The 14,017-nt window shown below is 70.3% G+C and carries 14 protein-coding genes; 12 read left to right on the top strand and 2 right to left on the bottom strand.

Translation table 11 applies throughout. The features are described from left to right. Positions 1–28: 28 nt before the first annotated feature. From H6927_00300 to H6927_00315, 4 genes are all read left to right on the top strand, one after another. On the top strand, positions 29–775 hold the full coding sequence (locus H6927_00300) for an amino acid ABC transporter ATP-binding protein (protein MCP5216548.1): 747 nt from the start codon (positions 29–31) through the stop codon (positions 773–775). 4 nt (positions 776–779) lie between these two features. Further along, positions 780–1,400, top strand: coding sequence for a HutD family protein (locus tag H6927_00305; protein ID MCP5216549.1), 621 nt, complete (start codon positions 780–782; stop codon positions 1,398–1,400). Continuing rightward, positions 1,387–2,316: a formimidoylglutamase gene (gene hutG, locus H6927_00310; protein ID MCP5216550.1), complete on the top strand. Its 930-nt coding sequence runs from the start codon at positions 1,387–1,389 to the stop codon at positions 2,314–2,316. The genes H6927_00305 and hutG overlap by 14 nt, the downstream gene beginning before the upstream one ends. 80 nt (positions 2,317–2,396) lie before the next feature. Next, a complete protein-coding gene (locus tag H6927_00315) occupies positions 2,397–3,605 on the top strand; it encodes a lytic murein transglycosylase (GenBank protein ID MCP5216551.1) in 1,209 nt (402 codons plus the stop codon). Between the two features lie 24 nt (positions 3,606–3,629). Here the strand turns inward: H6927_00315 and H6927_00320 are convergent, their stop codons facing one another. Beyond that, the gene (locus H6927_00320; protein ID MCP5216552.1) at positions 3,630–4,535 is read right to left on the bottom strand and encodes a COX15/CtaA family protein; all 906 of its coding nucleotides are present in this window, start codon (positions 4,533–4,535) and stop codon (positions 3,630–3,632) included. Positions 4,536–4,681: 146 nt separating this feature from the next. Between H6927_00320 and H6927_00325 the strand changes: the two genes are divergently transcribed. The 8 genes from H6927_00325 to H6927_00360 are packed head-to-tail and all read left to right on the top strand — an operon-like array spanning position 4,682 to position 13,531. Further along, the gene (locus tag H6927_00325; protein ID MCP5216553.1) at positions 4,682–4,846 is read left to right on the top strand and encodes a hypothetical protein; all 165 of its coding nucleotides are present in this window, start codon (positions 4,682–4,684) and stop codon (positions 4,844–4,846) included. 41 nt (positions 4,847–4,887) lie between these two features. Continuing rightward, a complete protein-coding gene (locus tag H6927_00330; protein ID MCP5216554.1) occupies positions 4,888–5,430 on the top strand; it encodes a cytochrome c oxidase subunit II in 543 nt (180 codons plus the stop codon). Positions 5,431–5,440: 10 nt separating this feature from the next. Beyond that, positions 5,441–7,141 carry a cbb3-type cytochrome c oxidase subunit I gene (locus H6927_00335; GenBank protein ID MCP5216555.1) on the top strand — a complete coding sequence of 567 codons (1,701 nt, stop codon included), beginning with the start codon at positions 5,441–5,443 and terminating at the stop codon, positions 7,139–7,141. 58 nt (positions 7,142–7,199) lie between these two features. Then, a complete protein-coding gene (locus H6927_00340; GenBank protein ID MCP5216556.1) occupies positions 7,200–8,093 on the top strand; it encodes an SCO family protein in 894 nt (297 codons plus the stop codon). Beyond that, a complete protein-coding gene (locus tag H6927_00345) occupies positions 8,090–9,664 on the top strand; it encodes a hydrogenase iron-sulfur subunit (protein MCP5216557.1) in 1,575 nt (524 codons plus the stop codon). Before H6927_00340 ends, H6927_00345 begins: the two co-directional genes overlap by 4 nt. Further along, positions 9,661–10,197: a hypothetical protein gene (locus H6927_00350; protein ID MCP5216558.1), complete on the top strand. Its 537-nt coding sequence runs from the start codon at positions 9,661–9,663 to the stop codon at positions 10,195–10,197. Before H6927_00345 ends, H6927_00350 begins: the two co-directional genes overlap by 4 nt. After that, on the top strand, positions 10,194–11,621 hold the full coding sequence (locus H6927_00355) for a cbb3-type cytochrome c oxidase subunit I (GenBank protein MCP5216559.1): 1,428 nt from the start codon (positions 10,194–10,196) through the stop codon (positions 11,619–11,621). Before H6927_00350 ends, H6927_00355 begins: the two co-directional genes overlap by 4 nt. Beyond that, complete coding sequence (locus H6927_00360; GenBank protein ID MCP5216560.1) at positions 11,618–13,531, top strand: cytochrome b N-terminal domain-containing protein; 1,914 nt, start codon at positions 11,618–11,620, stop codon at positions 13,529–13,531. The genes H6927_00355 and H6927_00360 overlap by 4 nt, the downstream gene beginning before the upstream one ends. Positions 13,532–13,565: 34 nt before the next feature. Here the strand turns inward: H6927_00360 and H6927_00365 are convergent, their stop codons facing one another. After that, the gene (locus H6927_00365) at positions 13,566–14,012 is read right to left on the bottom strand and encodes a phasin family protein (GenBank protein MCP5216561.1); all 447 of its coding nucleotides are present in this window, start codon (positions 14,010–14,012) and stop codon (positions 13,566–13,568) included. Positions 14,013–14,017 lie beyond the last annotated feature (5 nt).

Consider the following 14,017-nt stretch of genomic DNA (forward strand, 5'->3'; position numbering starts at 1 on the left):
TCCATCGGGTTCCCGGAGCGCCGGGCCCATCGTGCGCATCCGCGGCCTGCGCAAGGCCTATGGCGAACACGTCGTCCTGGATGGCATCGACTTCGACGTGCAACCCTCGCAGGTGGTGGTCGTGATCGGCCCCAGCGGCTCGGGCAAGAGTACCTTCCTGCGCTGCTGCAACGGCCTGGAGCAGCCCCAGGGCGGACGCATCGACATCTGCGGGCGCACGCTCGTGGATGAAGGCCGGATGCTGCCCGAGCGCGAGCTCAACGCGCTGCGCGAGGAAGTCGGCATGGTGTTCCAGTCGTTCAACCTGTTCCCGCACCTGTCGGTGATCGACAACGTCACGCTGGGCCCGCGCAAGCTGCACAGGCTGCCGCGCGCCGAGGCGGAGGCCGGAGCGCGCGTGCTGCTCGAAAAGGTGGGGCTGGCCCACAAGGCCGAGGCCATGCCCGCGAGCCTTTCGGGCGGCCAGAAGCAGCGCGTGGCCATCGCCCGCGCCCTGGCCATGAAGCCGCGCGTGATGCTGTTCGACGAGCCCACCTCGGCGCTCGACCCCGAGCTCGTGGGCGAGGTGCTGCAGGTCATGAAGGTGCTGGCGCGCGAGGGCATGACCATGATGGTCGTGACCCATGAGATGGACTTCGCGCGCGAGGTGGGCGACGTGGTCGTCGTCATGGACGGCGGCGGCATCATCGAATCGGGCCCGCCCGCCACCATCTTCACCAACCCCGCCCAGGAGCGCACGCGCGCGTTCCTGCAGGCCGTGCTCACGCGGGCCTGAGCCCATGCAATCCTTCGATCTGTCGTCCATCCCGCCCATGCCATGGAAGAACGGCGGGGGCACCACCCGCGAGCTGGCCTGCTGGCCGCCGGGCTCCACGTGGGAAAACTTCGAGTGGCGGGCCAGCGTGGCCAGCGTGGCCGGGCCCTGCACCTTCTCGGCCTTTGCCGGGGTGGACCGCCAGATCATGCTGCTGGAGGGCAGCGGCTTGCGCCTGCATCGGCAGGACAGCGGCGCCATCCACGCGCTCGACGTGCCCTGGCGCTCCCAGGGATTTCCAGGTGAAGCGGCCATCGACTGCGCGCTGCTGGGCGGCCCTTCGAGCGATTTCAACCTCATGGTGCGCCGCGCGCGCTGGCAGGGGCAGCTGCGGGTGGCGCGCGAGGCATGCGTCCCCGGCAGCACGCCCGCCGGCTTGTGCATGGTGCTGGCGGGTCGCTGGCGCCATGGCGATGCGGTGCTCGCCCCAGGGCAGGGCCTGTGGTGGTCGCAGCAGCAAGCCAGTCCGGCGCTCACGCCCGTGAATGAGCCCGCGCCCGCACTGGCATGGATTGTCTTGAGCCCAGCCCCATCCTTCAATCCGCCGCCGCAAGAGGCTGGCGCGAAACCCCATGAAACCATTTGACTGGACGGGCCGCCTCGACCTCGAGGAGCCTGGCCTCACCACCCGCTGGCACCAGCGCGTTCAGCCCTTCACGGACCAGGCCCGGGACGGCGTGGCGCTGCTCGGCTTTGCGGTGGACGAAGGCGTGCGGCGCAACGGCGGCCGGCCGGGCGCGGCCGCAGGCCCCGGTGCCCTGCGCGCCGCGCTGGCCAACCTGCCCATCCTGAACGAGCCCACGCTGTGGGACGCGGGCGACGTGGCTTGCGCCGACGGGCAACTGGAAGCCGCGCAGGACGTGCTGGCCCAGCGTGTGGCCGCCATGCTGAACCAGGGCTGCCGCCCGCTGGTGCTGGGCGGCGGGCACGAGATAGCCTGGGGAACGTTCCAGGGCATCGTGCGCGCCCGGCCCAACCTGCAAAACATTCTGGTCGTCAACTTCGACGCCCACTTCGACCTGCGCCAGGCCGCGCAGGCCAATTCCGGCACGCCGTTCCGCCAGATCAGCGACTGGTGCCGTGCCCATGGCCATCCCTTCAATTACCACGTGCTGGGCATCAGCCGCTATGCCAACACGCAGGCGCTGTTCGATCGGGCCGACGCGCTGGACGTGCGCCACGTGCTCGACGAAAACCTGCAAACCGAAACCGGCGTGGCCGCCGCGCGCGACGACCTGCTGGTCGCCCTGCAGCGCTGCGAGGCCGTATACCTGACCGTGTGCCTGGACGTGCTGCCCGGCTTTCAGGCCCCGGGCGTGTCGGCACCCGCCGTGCTGGGCGTGCCGCTGGCCAGCGTGCTGGCCTTGCTGCACACGGTGCTCGCCAGTGGCAAGGTGCTGGCCAGCGACATCGCCGAGCTCAATCCGGGCTCCGATCGCGACGCACTCACCGCCAAGACGGCGGCACGCATCGCGGCCTGCATGGCACGCGGCTCAGCATGAAAAACACCTATTCTCCGCATTGCGCATGGGTAAACAGCTATCATTCTTGAATGATTGAACTGTTGATTTGCCGCCGTGGCATGACGGGCATTCTGGCCTTGCTGGCTGGCCTGGTCGCGGCGCTGCCGGCGCACGCCCAGGACGCCGCGCCCAACGCCGATCCGGCCGAATTCGGCGCCTGCCTGAGCCGCCTGAAGGACACGCCGGCCTTTCGCCCCATCACCGCCGCCACCTTCCGGCAGAACACTGAGGGCCTGGCGCCCGACCCGTCGGTGCTGGTGCTGCTCGATCGCCAGCCCGAGTTCACCATCCCGGTGTGGGACTACCTGGCCGTGCTGGACGACGCCGAGCGCGTGCAGGACGGCCGCGCGGCCTTTGCCAAGTGGCAGGGCACGCTGCAAAAAATAGAGCAGCGGACGGGCGTGCCGGCCGCCATCGTCACCGGCGTGTGGGGCGTGGAGAGCAACTTCGGCCAGAACCTGGGCGGGCGCCCGCTGGTGCAGTCGCTGGCCACGCTGTCGTGCTTCGGCCGCCGCCAGAGCTACTTTCGCGGCGAGTTCGCCGCCGCGCTGCGCATCCTGCAGGAAGGCCACGTCCCGGCCGACAAGCTGACCGGCTCCTGGGCCGGCGCCTTCGGGCAGACGCAGTTCATGCCCAGCACCTTCTTCGCCAATGCGGTGGACTTCGACGGCGACGGCCGGCGCGACATCGTGGACAGCGTGCCCGATGCGCTGGCCTCCACCGCCAAGTTTTTGCAGAACGCCGGCTGGCGGCGCGGCGAGCCCTGGGGCTTCGAGGTGCGGCTGCCCCGGGCTTACGACGCCTCGGGCGCCAGCCGCAAGGCCAGGCAGCCCATCGCCGCCTGGCGCCGCGCCGGCCTCACCCTGGCCAATGGCCAGCCGCTGCCCGACGAACTGCCCAGCGCCGGCCTGATGATCCCGGCGGCCGGCGGCCCGGCCTTTCTGGTGGGCCGCAACTTCGACGCGTTGTACCGCTACAACGCCAGCGAAAACTACGCCCTGGCCATCGCCCACTTGGCCGATCTGATCGCTGACCCGGCGGCGCCCATCGCCTTCGCCACACCCTGGCCGACCGACGACCCCGGCCTGTCGCGCGCCGACAACCGCGAGCTGCAAACCCTGCTGCTGGCACGCGGCCACGACATCGGCAGCGCCGACGGCATGATTGGCGCCAAGACGCGCGAGGCCATCAAGGCCGAGCAGCAGCGCCTGGGCATGAAGGCCGACGGGCGCGCCGGGCAGAAGCTGCTGAACGCGCTGCGGCGCTGATCGCAGCCGCCCCGCGCAGCCCCGTCAAAGCCAGCGCGCGGCCAGCGCCAGCGTGCAGGCCGCCAGCGCGTTGTGCGCCAGCACCAGCGCCATCGGAAAGTGGGCGCTCACCATCGCTGGCCCCAGCACGATCTGGGCCAGCAGGCAGGCCAGCAGCAGCCCGGCCCCGCGGTCGCCCTGCCGCAGCCGCCGCCAGGCCAGTGGCACGCCCAGCGCCACCACGCCCCAGGCCGCCAGCCGGTGCAGCCATTGCACGGGCGCGCCCGGCGCGCTGCCGGGCGCACGCCACGGCTGCAGCGCCGCCCAGGACTGGCCCTGCGCCGCGGCGGCGCAGTCGGCCAAGCCGTCGCAGCTCAGGATCGAGCCGGTGGCGCTGGCCAGGCCGCCCAGCACCACCTGCGCCAGCACGGCCAGGGCCAACAGCCACGCCCACGCCCGCGCGCCCGCGCCGCCGACGCGCCGGCGCGCCGCCAGGCGCACGCACAGCGCCAGCATGGCAAAGCCGCCCAGCAGGTTGCCCAGCGCCACGGCGGGCAGCACCGAGCCCGCGCTGAACGGCCCCAGCAGCGCCAGGAACAGCGTGACCCCCAGCAGGGCCAGGGCCTCGCCGCTGTCCTGCTGCCAGCGGGGGCGCCCGCCCAGGCCGATGGCCAGCATGATCAGAACGAGCCCCAGCGCCGCCACCGCCAGCACGCGGTGTGCGGCGCGCACCGGCGCCAGCGCATCGGGCGCCTGCGCCACCGCCCCGGCCTGCGCGGCCCCGTAGCACTGCGGCCAGGGCGCGCAGCCGATGCCGGACTTGGCCAGCCGCAGGGTGGCGCTCAGCAGGATGATGGCCAGCACCAGCGCGGCGCAGACCCAGGCCAGCCGGCGCAGCCAGCGCGCGCCCGGATCGGCCGCCGGCGCCGGGGGGAAAACCTTACCTGACATCATGGCGCGCGATGGTAGCGTAGGGCCCACTGGCCGGCGTGGCGGCAAAACATTGAACTAAGTCAAATCTATCCCGAGTAATGCACTCGAGAATTGACCGACCTGTCTGTTTCGCTGTGCCGCGACAACTTTTTTTGGAGGAAAGCATGAGCTCGAACGACGACCTGAACGACCCCAACGCGCCCATTCCCTGGGTGCAGCAGCTGCTGGACAGCCCCTTCATCCTGCTGTTCCTGGGCGTGCTGATCCCCATGCTGGTCTACAACCTGTGGGGCGTGGTCGAAATCATGATGCTGCCCCTGGCCAAGTAGGCCGGCGCCCGGATCGTCCTTCAACCAAGAGATACAACACCATGAGCGCCATCCTGCCGCCGTCGGAACGGCTTTGGTACAAGCATCCCATCGATCGGGTCGAGGGCACGTGGATCGTGCTGTCGCTGACCTGGTGCCTGATCATGTTCGTCATGATGGTCGGCTGGCACGTCTGGGGCAACCAGAACCTGTCGACCGAGACCTACCGCACCACGCCCGAGAAGTTCATGACCCAGGCCCAGGCCGCGGTCGACAAGTACACGGTGCGCACCGAGGGCGAGCAAAAGACCCCCGTGGTCGCCCCGCCGCCCGGCGCCGACGTCTACGTGCTGGGCCGGCTGTGGAACTTCTGGCCCATCCTGGAGCTGAAGAAGGGCGAGAAATACCGCCTGCACCTGACGGCCATGGACTACAACCACGGCTTTTCGCTGCAGCCGCAGAACATCAACATCCAGTTGGTGCCGGGCTTCGAGCACGTGCTGACCATCACCCCCAACCAATCGGGTCAGATCTCGATCGTGTGCAACGAGTTCTGTGGCATTGGCCACCACACCATGGTCGGCCGGATGTATATCAAAGACTGAGGGACGCACCATGGGACAAGCCACCACCTACCGCACCTGCCCGCGATCGGGCCTGCAATTCGAGGCGCAGGCCGAAAAACTGATGATCTTCAACGCCGTCATGGGCGTGCTGTTCCTGGCCTTTGGCGGCCTGCTGGCCATCGGCGTGGTGCTCACGCGCTGGCCGGCCGTGCACTGGCTCGAGGCCGACACCTTCTATATGGTGCTGACGGCCCACGGGCTGGACATGCTGATCTTCTGGCTGATCTTCTTCGAGATCGCCATCCTGTACTTCTGCTCCTCCACCCTGCTGCGCTGCCGCATCGCCACGCCCAAGATCGCCTGGCTGGCCTTCGCGCTGATGGTGATCGGCTCGGTGGGCAACAACATCGTCGTGTTCCAGGGCAGCTCCAGCGTCATGATGACCAGCTACGTGCCCATGATGGCCTCGTCCTGGTTCTACCTGACCATCATCCTGTTCGCGGTCGGCGCCCTGCTGGGCTGCGGCGTGTTCTTCGGCACCCTGGTGGTCGCCAAGCGCGACCGCACCTACCAGGGTTCGGTCCCGCTGGTCACCATGGGCGCCATCACGGCGGCCATCATCGCGGTATTCACGCTGCTGTCGGGCGCCATCATCCTGGTGCCCACCTGGCTGATGTCCATCGGACTGCTCAAGCAGGTCGACCCGCTGGCCTACCGCACCATCTGGTGGGCGCTGGGCCACTCCTCGCAGCAGATCAACGTGGCGGCGCACATCTCGGTGTGGTACCTGGTGGCGGCCGTCGTCTTCGGCGCCAAGCCGATGAGCGAGCGCGTCAGCCGCACGGCCTTCCTGCTCTACATCCTGTTCCTGCAGCTGGCCAGCGCCCACCACCTGCTGGCCGACCCGGGCCTGTCCACGCCCTGGAAGATCGTCAACACCAGCTACTTCATGTACTTTGCGGTGCTGGCCTCCATGCTGCACGGCCTGACGGTGCCCGGCGCGATGGAAGTGGCGCAGCGCGAAAAGGGCTTCACCAAGGGCCTGTTCGAGTGGCTGCGCAAGGCGCCCTGGGGCAACCCCACGTTCTCGGGCGTGTTCATCTCGATCATCGGCTTCGGCTTCCTGGGCGGCATCTCCGGCGTGATGATGGGCACCGAGCAGCTGAACATGATCATCCACAACACCATCTACGTGCCGGGGCACTTCCACGCCACGGTGGTGGTGGGCACCACGCTGACCTTCATGGCGCTGACCTACTACCTGATCCCGGTGCTGTTCAAGCGCGAGATGATCGCGCCCACGCTGGCCAAGTGGCAGCCGTACATCTTCGGCTTCTCGATGTACTTCTTCTGCCTGGTGATGATGGGCGCCGGCACCCTGGGCGTGTCGCGCCGCCACTGGGACATGGCCTTTGCCGGCAACCCGCTGGCCTACGAATGGCCCGGCGCGGCCTACCTGATGATGGGCCTGGTCGGCATCGGCGGCGTGGCAGCCATCACCGGCGGCGCGATCTACATCTACGTCACCGTCGGCTCGCTGCTGTGGGGCAAGCGCCTGGAGCGCGGCACCGAGCGCGCCACCTTCACGCCGATCCCGCGCACCGCCCCCACCGTGGTGGCGCAGACGGCAGGCTCGGCCGGCTTTGCCGCCCCCGGCACCTTCGTGCTGGCCATGGTGTTCCTGGTGGCCTTCGTGCTGTACTACTTCATCAACTGGAAGTACCTGTCCACCTTGTGGGGCCTGAGCTGAAGCCGGGCCGTTGACCGCCGCGGCGCCTGGGGCGGCGGTTCGGAGTGTGAAAGTGGTGATGAACGTGGTGATCGGGCTGGCCCGGCGAGCGCAACGCACGCTGGGGCCGCTGGCGGCGGCGGCCCTGCTGGGCGCCGCCGGCTGGGCGCAGGCGCAGGATGCGGCAACCAGCACCGTGCCGCGCCTGGACGAGGCGGCCGCCCTGGCCGCCGGCCAGGCGGTCATCGGCAGCACCCCGCCCGACTTCACCTTCCTCGACCGCCAGGGCAGGCCGGTGCGCCTGTCGCAGTACCGCGGCAAGCCGCTGCTGGTAAGCTTTATTTACACCGGCTGCTTCGAGATCTGTCCCGCCACCACGCGCAACCTGTACGAAGCCGTCAAGGGGCTGGACAAGCTGCTCAGCCCCAACCAGTTCAACGTCGTCAGCATCGGCTTCAACCAGCCGGCCGACTCGCCGGTGGCGCTGCGCTCGTTCGCCGCGCAGTACGGCATCAAGTACCCCAATTGGGAATTCCTCAGCCCGCACGCCAAGATCGTCGAGCCGCTCACGCGCAGCTTCGGTTTCAGCTACCTGGCCACGCCGGCCGGGTTCGACCACATCCTGGGCGTCACCGTGCTCGACGCCGAGGGCAAGATCGCCACCCAGGTCTGGGGCGACACGCTGACGGCGCAGCAGCTGGGCGAGCCCTTGCGCCAGCTGCTGGGGCGCGCGCCCGTCACCCAGCGCGAGACGCTGACCAGCCTGCTCGAGCGCGTGCGCATCCTGTGCACCGTGTACGACCCCGAGACCGGCAGCTACCGCTTCAAGTACGCGCTGGTGATGGAGTTGGTGGGCGGCATGGTGTTCTTCCTGTGGATGATCGGCTACGGCGTGGCCGAGTGGCGCCGTTCGCGCCGCACCCGCCGGCAGGCCCGCGCCCCGGCGGTGCTGCCACGGGAGGCGCTGCGTTGACGGCCGCCGCCACGGCCCCCCTGCCATCCATGCCGCGCCTGCAGCTGCTCACGGCCTGGCAGGTGCTGGAACGCGGGATCGACCGCTTCACGGGCCCCGCGCTGAACCCGCTGCACCACCTGGGCAGCCTGGGCTTCCTGTGCTTCTGGAGCCTGGCGGCCAGCGGCATCTACCTGTACGCCGTCATCGACACCTCGGCCGCCGGCGCCCATGCGTCGATCGAGCGCCTGGCCGCCTGGCCCTGGCTTTACGGCGGCTGGCTGCGCAGCGTGCACCGCTACGCCGCCGACGCCCTGGTGCTGCTGATGGGCCTGCACGTGCTGCGCGAATGGCTGCACGGGCGCTTTGCCGGCCATCACGGCTTCAGCTGGCTCACGGGGGTGCCGCTCGTCGTGTTCGCCTTCGTGTGCGCCATCGGGGGCTTCTGGCTCAACTGGGACGCGCTGGGCCAGTACTCGGCCACGGCCACGGCCGAATGGCTGGACGCGCTGCCCTGGCTGGGCGCGCCGCTGGCACGCAACTTCCTGAGCGCCGGCGCGGTCGGCGACCGGCTGTTTTCGCTGTTCGTGTTCGTGCACCTGGGCGTGGCCCTGCTGATGACCTTCGGGCTGTGGTTTCACATCCAGCGCCTGCCGCGCGCGCGGGTGGTGCCGCCGTGGCCCATGGCGCTGGCCCTGAGCGCCATGTTCGTGGCCCTGTCGGCCCTGGCGCCCATCACCAGCGGTCCGGCGGCCAACGTGGCGCAGGTGCCGGCGGCGCTGGCGCTCGACTGGCTGCTGCTGTTCATCCACCCGCTGGCCGGTGCCCTGTCCAACGGCGGCGCCTGGGCCCTGGTGGCGGGCGCGCTGGCGCTGCTCCTGCTGCTGCCGGCCTGGCCGCGCCGCACGTCGGCCGCGCCCGTGGCGGTGGTCGATCCGGCGCACTGCAGCGGCTGCCGCCGTTGCGTGGACGACTGCCCCTACGCCGCCATCACCATGGTGGAGCACCCCCATTTTGCGGGGGGCAAGCCGGGCCACGCGCTGGCCCAGGTCGATGCCGAGCGCTGCGCCAGCTGCGGCATCTGCGCCGGCGCCTGCCCGTCGTCCACGCCGTTTCGCAGCATGGCGCAGCTGGTCAGCGGCATCGACCTGCCCCAGCTGTCCGTCCAAAACCTGCGCCAGCAGCTGCGCGCCGGCCTGCAGGCCAGCACCGCCGCGCGCCCCATCGTGGCCTTCGCGTGCGCCCAGGCCCGGCGGGCACCGGCCTTGCAGGCGCACGACGTGGTGGCCATCGAGCTGGTGTGCGCCGGCCAGCTGCCGCCCTCGTTCATCGAATACGCGCTGCGCGACGGCGCCGCCGGCGTGCTGATCCAGGGCTGCGCGCCCGGTGAATGCGCGTTTCGCGACGGTCCGCAGCTGCTGCGTGAGCGCCTGCACGGCCGGCGCGAGCCGCATCTGCGGCCGGCCGTGCCGCGCCAGCGCTGGGCGCAGGCCGAAGCCGCGGACGTGCACGCGGCCCTGGACCGCCTGCGCGGCGCGACGGCCGCGCGCGGCGCCCCCCCTTCCCCCTCCGCCCTCGAGGTGCTGTCATGAATGCCTCCGCCGCCGCGCCCGCGCGGCGCCCCGTCACGGTCGGTGCCTGGCTGGGCCAGGCGCTGCTGTACGCCCTGTTCGCCGTCTTCATCGGCGTGTTCTCGCACTGGCCCGTCTACCACCCGCTGCCGCCCGGCGAGGCGCTGATCAAGGTCAGCTTCACGCACACCGGCAAGCCCGTGGGCGACTGCCGCCCGCTCACCGAGGCCGAAAAGGCCAAGCTGCCGCCGCAGATGCGGCCCAAGCAGATCTGCCCGCGCGAGCGCTCGCCCGTCAGCATCGAGGTGGACATCAACGGCCAGCGGGTGCTTGCCCGCACCGCCGAGCCCAGCGGCCTCAAGCGCGACGGCAGCTCGGCCGTCTACCAGCGCCTGCAGGTGCCGGCCGGCGAACAAAAAATCGCCGTGCGCATGAAGGACGACGTGCGCGCCAGCGGCTTCACGGCGCAGCGCGAGGCAACGGTCACGCTGAAACCCTCGCAGGTGCTCGTCATCGATTTCAACGCCGAGAAGGGCGGCATCGTCTTCCAATGAACACGCTCTCCCACCCTGCCCTCGGCCCCGCACCGCGGCTCGGCCACGCGGCCAACACCCCCAGCGCCTACGCGCTGCCCCAACCCACCACCGCGCAGCGCGCCCTGGCGCGGGCCTGGCTGGCGCTGGGCCTGGCCGCGCTGGCGGGCTCGGGGCTTTATTCGGTGCTGCTGGTGCTGGCGCGCACGCCGGGGCTGAACCAGTGGTTTCCGGTGGCGGACTTCTTCCGCGTGGCGCTGGTGGTGCACGTGGACCTTTCGGTGCTGGTGTGGTTTGCCGCCATGGCCGGCATGCTGTGGAGCCTGAACGGCACCGAGCGCGCCCTGGGCTGGAGCTGGGCCGCGCTGGGCCTGTGCGGCAGCGGCACGCTGCTGATGGCGCTGGGCGCCTTCATCCGCCCGGGCGAAGCCATCATGGCCAACTACATCCCGGTGCTGCACGGGCCGCTGTTCCTGGCCGGCCTGGCGGTCTTCGGCCTGGGCCTGGCGGTGCAGGTGCTGCGCAGCCTGCTGGCCGCGCCGCGCCTGGGCGGCGTGATCGACGGCGAGCGCGCGCTGCGCTTCGGCCTGACGGCCAGCGTCATCTGCGTGGCGGTGGCCCTGCTGGCCTTCGGCTGGTCGCTGCGGGACGTGCCGGCGCAGCTGGACCTGCGCACCTACTACGAGATCCTGTTCTGGGGCGGCGGCCATGCGCTGCAGTTCGCCTGGACGCTGCTGATGCTGGTGGTGTGGCTGTGGCTGGCGCAGGCCTGCGGCGGGCGCCTGTTCCTGAGCCCGCGCATCGCGCTGTTGCTGCTCATGCTGGCGCTCGTCAGCGTGTTCGTCACGCCCTATGCCTACGTGGCCCACAGCGCCATCAGCGTGGAAAACCGCCAGCTGCACACCTGGGCCATGCGCATGGGCGGCGGCCTGGCCATCTTCCCCATCGCGCTGGCCGTGGTGCTGGCGCTGGCCCCGCTGCGCCGCCTGCGCGACGAGCAAAAGCCGCTGTGGGGCGCGCTGGTCAGCTCCATGCTGCTGTTCGCCTGCGGCGGCGTGATCGGCATGCTGATCAGCGGCAGCAACGTCAAGATTCCGGCGCACTACCATGGCTGCATCGTGGGCGTGACGCTGGCGTTGATGGGCATCGTCTACCACCTGCTGCCCACGCTGGGCTGGTCCGCGCCGCGCGGACGCCTGGCGGCGTGGCAGCCCTGGGTGTACGGGCTGGGGCAGCTGCTGCACATCATCGGCCTGGTGTGGTCGGGCGGCTACGGCGTGCAGCGCAAGGTGGCCGGCAGCGAGCAGGTGCTGCGCAGCAGCGCCGAGGTGGCGGGCATGGGCCTGATGGGCCTGGGCGGGCTGCTGGCCGTCATCGGCGGGCTGCTGTTCGTGGTCGTGGTGCTGCGCGCCATGCGCGCCGGCGCGCGGGAGGTGCCGGCATGATCGGCGCATTGCAGGCGCTGATGCGCTGGGGCTTCATGCAGGTGGAGGCGGTGTTCAACCGCGCCTTCGGCGACCGCCTGAACCCCTACTACCACCTGGGCTCGCTGACCTTCTTCCTGTTCTGGATCGTGGCCGGCACCGGCCTGTACCTGTTCGCCTTTTTCGACACCAGCGTGACCGGCGCCTTCCAGTCGGTGCAAGGCCTGACGCAGCGGCAGTGGTTCGCCGGCGGCATCGTGCGCAGCGTGCACCGCTACGCGTCGGACGCCATGGTGGTGACCATGGTGATCCACATGCTGCGCTACTTCGCGTTCGACCGCCTGCGCGGCTTTCGCTGGGTGTCGTGGGTCACGGGCGTGGCGCTGATCTGGCTGGTGTACGTCGCCGGCGCCAACGGCTACATGCTGCCCTGGGACCAGCTGGCGCAGTACGTGACCACCGCCAGCTTCGAGTGGCTGGACTGGATCCCGATGTTCCGCGGCTCGCTGATCCGCAACTTCATCTACGACAGCACGGTGAGCGACCGCCTGTTCTCGCTGCTGGTGTTCATCCACATCGGCGTGCCGCTGGTCACCCTGCTGCTGATGTGGGTGCACGTGCAGCGCGTGCCCAAGGCGGCCATGCAGCCGCCCAAGCCGATCGCCATCGCCGCCGGCGTGATGCTGGTGGTGCTGGCGCTGGTGCTGCCCGTCGCCAGCCAGGGCGGGCCGGCGCACATGGACGTGGTGCCCGGCGCGCTCAAGCTCGACTGGCTGCTGTTGGGGCTGTACCCGCTGGTGCACGCCTGGGGGCCGGCGTGGACCTGGGCGCTGGTGCTGGGCGTGTCCGGCCTGCTGTTCGTGCAGCCCTGGCTGGTGTGGCGGCGCAGCGGCGCGGCCGCGCGCACGCTGAACATCACCGTGCACCCGGACGCGCGCCACGTGCCGGTGCGCCGGGGCGAAACCATCCTGGAGGCCGGCCTGCGCGCCGAGCTGCCGCTGCAGTACGACTGCCGCAGCGGCGGCTGCGGCCTGTGCGTGTGCACGGTGCTGAACGGCAGGTTCGACCACGGCCCCTACCAGCCGGCCACGCTGACCGAGGCCATGCGCGCGCGCGGCCAGGCCCTGATGTGCTGCGCCGTGCCCCAGGAAGACCTGGAAATCGACGTCGAGACGCTGGAGCCGCTTGCCAAGCACGAGTTCGACGCCACCGTGGTGGGCATGGAGCGCCTGGCGCCCGAGGTGATCCGCCTGCTGCTGCAGCCGCCGGCCGGCCTGAAGCTGGACTTCATCGCCGGCCAGTACCTGAACGTGATCCTGGAGGACGGCGAGCGCCGCGCCTTCTCGTTCGCCAACCCGCCGATGCAGCGCCCGCTGATCGACCTGCACGTGCGCCGCATCGCGGGCGGGCGCTTCACCGGCCACGTGTTCGAGGGCATGAAGGTGGGCGACACGCTGCGCCTGGAAGGGCCGCTGGGGCGCTTCACGCTGCGCGAGGGCGAGCGGCCCATCGTCTTCCTGGCCGGGGCCACGGGTTTCGCGCCGGTCAAGAGCATCATCGAGGACGCCTTCGCCCGCGGCATCACGCGGCCCATGCGGCTGTACTGGGGCGTGCGCCAGGTGTCGGACCTGTACATGCGCGAGCTGGCCGAGACCTGGCAGCGCGAGCACGCCAACTTCCGCTTCATCCCGGTGCTGTCCGACGGCGCGCCGGGCGACGGCTGGGAAGGCCGGCGCGGCCTGGTGCACCATGCGGTGCTGGAGGACTTCCCGGACATGCGCGGGCAGGAGCTTTACGCCTGCGGCTCGACCATGATGGTGCAGACGGCGGTGCCCGAGTTTTTGTCGCACGGGCTGGAAGAAGGCGCCTGCTTCTCGGACGCCTTCGTCCTCAACACGCCCAAGCCGGCCGAGCCGGCCGCGGTGTCGTAGGCCGCAGGCGGGCGACGGCCCGCGCGGCAGCGGACTACTTGCCGGTCTTCATCATGTCCTTGAGGTGGGCCATGTTGTCCTGCATGCGCTGCTGCAGCGCCTTCCAGGCGTCGGAGCGGGCCTTCATCTCGAGAGCGGCCAGTTCCTGGAAGTCCTTCATCGCCTTGTTCATGCTGCGCTGCATGGCGGCGCCCTGTTTGGCCATGACGTCCTTGTCGAGCGCGTCTTTCATCGACGCCTGCCACTCGGCCATGTTCTCGCGCAGGATCTCGTTGCGCCGCTCGGCCAGCGCTTTCATGCCTTCGTAGGCCTGGCGGTTGGCCTCGCCCAGCGCCTCGAACTCCTTGCGCTGCCAGTCGACGAAGGCCTTGACGTCGACCGCCGGCACTTTCATCTGCTTGAGCATCTGCGTGATGTCGCTCAGATCGGGCAGGCCGGTTGCGGCGGCATCGGACGGCTTCGGGGTGGAACGGGTGGCCATGGCAA

Source organism: Burkholderiaceae bacterium, assembly GCA_024235995.1.
GTDB lineage: Bacteria > Pseudomonadota > Gammaproteobacteria > Burkholderiales > Burkholderiaceae_C > Ottowia.